The 3,811-nt window shown below is 69.6% G+C and carries 3 protein-coding genes and 2 pseudogenes; 2 read left to right on the forward strand and 3 right to left on the reverse strand.

The features are described 5' to 3' along the window. Positions 1–331 (forward strand): annotated as a pseudogene (locus AB0K09_RS31040) (lysine--tRNA ligase); the annotation flags it as partial. Between the two features lie 70 nt (positions 332–401). Here AB0K09_RS31040 and AB0K09_RS31045 read toward each other — a convergent pair. After that, positions 402–1,118, reverse strand: a complete 717-nt coding sequence (locus AB0K09_RS31045) for a hypothetical protein (RefSeq protein ID WP_366068738.1) — start codon at positions 1,116–1,118, stop codon at positions 402–404. Between the two features lie 136 nt (positions 1,119–1,254). Continuing rightward, positions 1,255–2,100 carry a hypothetical protein gene (locus AB0K09_RS31050; protein WP_366068739.1) on the reverse strand — a complete coding sequence of 282 codons (846 nt, stop codon included), beginning with the start codon at positions 2,098–2,100 and terminating at the stop codon, positions 1,255–1,257. 183 nt (positions 2,101–2,283) lie between these two features. On the opposite strand from AB0K09_RS31050, the gene AB0K09_RS31055 reads away from it, so the two are divergent. Further along, positions 2,284–3,477 carry an RtcB family protein gene (locus AB0K09_RS31055; RefSeq protein WP_366068740.1) on the forward strand — a complete coding sequence of 398 codons (1,194 nt, stop codon included), beginning with the start codon at positions 2,284–2,286 and terminating at the stop codon, positions 3,475–3,477. 6 nt (positions 3,478–3,483) lie between these two features. Here AB0K09_RS31055 and AB0K09_RS31060 read toward each other — a convergent pair. After that, positions 3,484–3,811, reverse strand: a pseudogene (locus tag AB0K09_RS31060) (hypothetical protein); the annotation flags it as partial.

A 3,811-nucleotide genomic window follows, 5' to 3' on the forward strand; every position in this document is an offset into this window, starting at 1 on the left:
GGCCGAATCCCGCACCATCGTCCGCGAGGAGCCCGACACCGAGCTCCTCGCCTCCCTCGACGACCAGGCCCGCGAATCGCTGCGCCTCCTCCTGGAGGGCCTCGACGACCACTGGAGCCTCGACGGACTCACCACGCTCGTCTACGGCGTGCCCAAGGTCCAGGCCGGCCTGGACCCCGAGGCCAAGCCGACCCCCGAGCTCAAGGTCGCCCAGCGCGAGTTCTTCGCGCTGCTCTACCACCTGCTCGTCGGCCGGGACACCGGGCCGCGGCTGCCCACGCTGCTGCTCGCGGTCGGGGCCGACCGGGTCCGCAAGCTGCTGGCCGCGTAAGCGCGCGCACACGACGGAGGGGGCGTACGAGCTTCGGCCCGTACGCCCCCTCCGGGCATTCCGCCCGAGGTCAGCTCTTGTTCGCGTTCGCGACCGAGCCGACGACCTCCTTGGCCGCGTCCTGCGCGGCCTTCTTCATGTCGTCCGGGTTCGGCGACTTCGCACCCTCGTAACCCGCCCCGCTGTACTTCACCGTGATCACGACGTTCGCGGTCCGGGCGACCACGGTCTCGTTCTTGAAGTCGTTGTCGTCCTTCTTCGTCTCCGTGCTCACCACCGTCGCACCGTCACCGATGCCGTCCGCCTTCTCGGTCTTGGCGTCCTTCGCACCGTCCGCCGTCGTCGCGGTCTTCGTCTGCTTCTCCGCGAAGTCCTGCGCCCGCTTCTCGCCCGAACCCAGCGTCGGGTCCGAACCGAACCGCTTCAGCGAGATCGTCAGCGAACGGAACTGCAGATCCTTGACGTCCTCGTCGTTCAGACCGCTCCAGATGCAGCTCGCCGAGTCATTGGTGTCGGCCGAGGGCAGCGCCTTGCCCTCCTTCTTGTCCGCCTTCGGCACCAGGCCGTCCACGGTCTTCTCGGAGATCGTCCTGCAGACCTCCGGCAGCTTGGCGAAGGTGGCCGCCTTCACCGTCGGCGAGGCGCTCGGCGACGGCTTCGCGGAGGGCGACGCCGTGCTCTTCTTGCCACCACCCTCGTTGTCCGAGCAGCCGGTGGCGACGAGCATCACCGGTACTGCGGCGCAGGCGAGGAGACGGGCGAGTCGCGGTGCTGTACGTCGGTGCATGGGTCCTTCGCTCATTCTGATGTGAGGTTGTCGCGCGGTACGTAACCGGCACGGTACGCGGCCCGCGCCCGGCGGCGGCCGAACCAGGACGTTACGCGCCGGTCGATTCGCCGGTGCCGGTCGGTCGGCCGACCGGCTAGTTGCCGAAGTGCCCCGCGTCGAGCTCGCGGGCCAGGGCGTGCGCCTTGCCCTGGAGGTCCTGGCTGCCGGGGACGTGCTGCTTGTCGGTCGACCACTGGTCGTAGGCGATGGTCACCAGCACGTTCGACGACCGGAAGACGATCGTGACGTCCCGGTGCACGGCCGAGCCGCCGGAGTCCAGCTTGTCGTCGACGAACGCGTCGTCACCCACGTCGTCGAGCGCGCGCGGCGCCAGCGCCGGATCCGCCGAGACGGAGGCCGTCGGCGCCGGCGAGGCGGCCGTCAGCTGCGGGGCCGGGCCGCCGCTGCCGCCGGCGGGCGTGGCGGACGGCACGGCCGAGGGGCTCGCGCCGCCGCCCGGCTTCCCGCCGGGGGTGCTCGGCGCGACGGGAATGTGGGCGGCCGCCGCCTGCCGGCCGTACAGCTCCTGGGCACGGTCCTCGTCGCTCACGCCCGGCTGGTAGGAGACCACCCGCTCGAAGTCGACGGACAGATGCCGGGCGCCGTCCGGCGTCTCCAGCTTCCAGCGGCAGCCGACGCGCCGGTCGGTGTCGAACGTGATCGTCGGCGTGCCCTGGTAGACCTTCTCGGCGCCGGCCTCGGAGTCCTCCTCCGCGCCGGGCAGCATGCGGCGCAGCGTCGCCCTGCCGACGTATCCGCAGGGTTCGGGCAGGCTGCGGTACTTCCCCGGCTCGCCGGCCGGGGCCGCCGAGCCCGGCTGACCGGCCTTCTCGTCGCCGTGTCCGCCACCGCCCCCGGACCCTCCGCCGCACCCCGTCAGAGTCGCCGCCAGCACCGCCGAGGCCAGTGCCGCTACCGGTACGCATGCCCTTCGCCGCACTGTCCGTGGCTCCCTTCAGCCCGAGTCCCGCCCGAAAACCGCTTGCCGCCGCGAGGCGGCGGCCGGAGACAATGTCTACCGCACGGGCTGCCGCGTCTGCCGGTCCGCTGTCGCGAATCCATATGAATCAGCGGATATGTCCGTAGTGTGCTTATTCGATTATTTCGGGGGAATAGAACAGTCATGTCCTTCACCGAGGTGCCCGGCGCCCGCGTACCGATCCGCATGTGGGCCGACCCCGCGACCGTCGAGCCCGTCGCCATGCAGCAGCTGCGCAACGTCTCCACGCTCCCGTGGATCGAGGGCCTGGCCGTCATGCCCGACGTCCACTTCGGCAAGGGCGCCACGGTCGGCTCCGTGATCGCCATGCGCGGCGCGGTCTGCCCGGCGGCGGTCGGCGTCGACATCGGCTGCGGCATGTCGGCCGTCAAGACCTCGCTGACGGCCAACGACCTCCCGGGTGATCTCTCCCGGCTGCGCTCGAAGATCGAGGAGGCCATCCCGGTCGGCTTCGCCATGCACGACGACGCGGTCGACCCGGCGCGGCTGCACGGGCTGCCGACGGCGGGGTGGGACGACTTCTGGGGGCGGTTCCAGGGGATCGCGGAAGCGGTCAAATTCCGTCAGGGTCGGGCGCTGAAGCAGATGGGAACCCTTGGCCAGGGCAACCACTTTATTGAGGTTTGTCTGGATGTGTCGGGTTCGGTGTGGCTCATGCTGCATTCCGGTTCCCGGAACATCGGCAAGGAGCTCGCCGAGTATCACATCGGCGAGGCCCGCAAGCTGTCCCACAACCAGAACCTGGTCGACAGGGACCTCGCCGTCTTCATCGCCGACACTCCGCAGATGGCCGCCTACCGGAACGACCTGTTCTGGGCGCAGGAGTACGCGCGGCGCAACCGCGAGATCATGATGGCGCTGCTCCAGGACGTCGTCCGCAAGGAATTCAAGAAGGCACGGCCGATGTTCGAGCAGGTCATCTCCTGCCACCACAACTACGTGGCCGAGGAGACCTACGAGGGCGTGGACCTGCTGGTCACCCGCAAGGGCGCGATCCGCGCGGGCGGCGGCGAGTACGGGATCATCCCCGGCTCGATGGGCACGGGCTCGTACATCGTGCGCGGCCTGGGCAACGAGGCGTCGTTCAACTCGGCCTCGCACGGCGCGGGCCGCCGGATGAGCCGTAACCAGGCGAAGAAGCGATTCTCCGCCCAGGATCTTGCTGAGCAGACCAGTGGTGTGGAGTGCCGCAAGGACCACGGGGTGGTCGACGAGATCCCGGCGGCGTACAAGCCGATCGAGCAGGTCATGGAGCAGCAGCGGGATCTCGTCGAGGTCGTGGCCAAGCTCAAGCAGATCGTGTGTGTGAAGGGCTGAGGCGGGTCACTGCCGGCGCAGGCGCCACAGGCGCATGTGGCAGGACTGTTTCGACCTGCCCAGTTGCTCTGCGGCCTCGTCGAGGGTGGCTGCCTTGAGCAGAATCTGGTCGTCGATGCGGGTCCAGCTGCGCCGGGGCTGGAGCGGTTTCATGCAGGCGGGGCGGGTCCAGGCGGCCACCTCGGCCGCGGCCGAGCGTTTGCGCTCCAGCGCCAAGTCGCCGGGGGAGTACAGATGCCCGGCCAGTGCGACGCCGTTTTCCCGCATGTACATGATGTTGTAGGCGCGGTCGCGGGCGTTCCGGCTCGTCTGTTTCGGGATTCCGAGGGTGAAT

This window comes from Streptomyces sp. NPDC049577 (assembly GCF_040675635.1).
Classification (GTDB): Bacteria; Actinomycetota; Actinomycetes; order Streptomycetales; family Streptomycetaceae; genus Streptomyces.

Excerpts from the sequence above, each read along its gene's own strand:
- AB0K09_RS31045 (WP_366068738.1), bottom strand. The coding sequence starts at position 1,118 with ATGCACCGACGTACAGCACCGCGACTCGCCCGTCTCCTCGCCTGCGCC.
- AB0K09_RS31055 (WP_366068740.1), top strand. The coding sequence starts at position 2,284 with ATGTCCTTCACCGAGGTGCCCGGCGCCCGCGTACCGATCCGCATGTGG.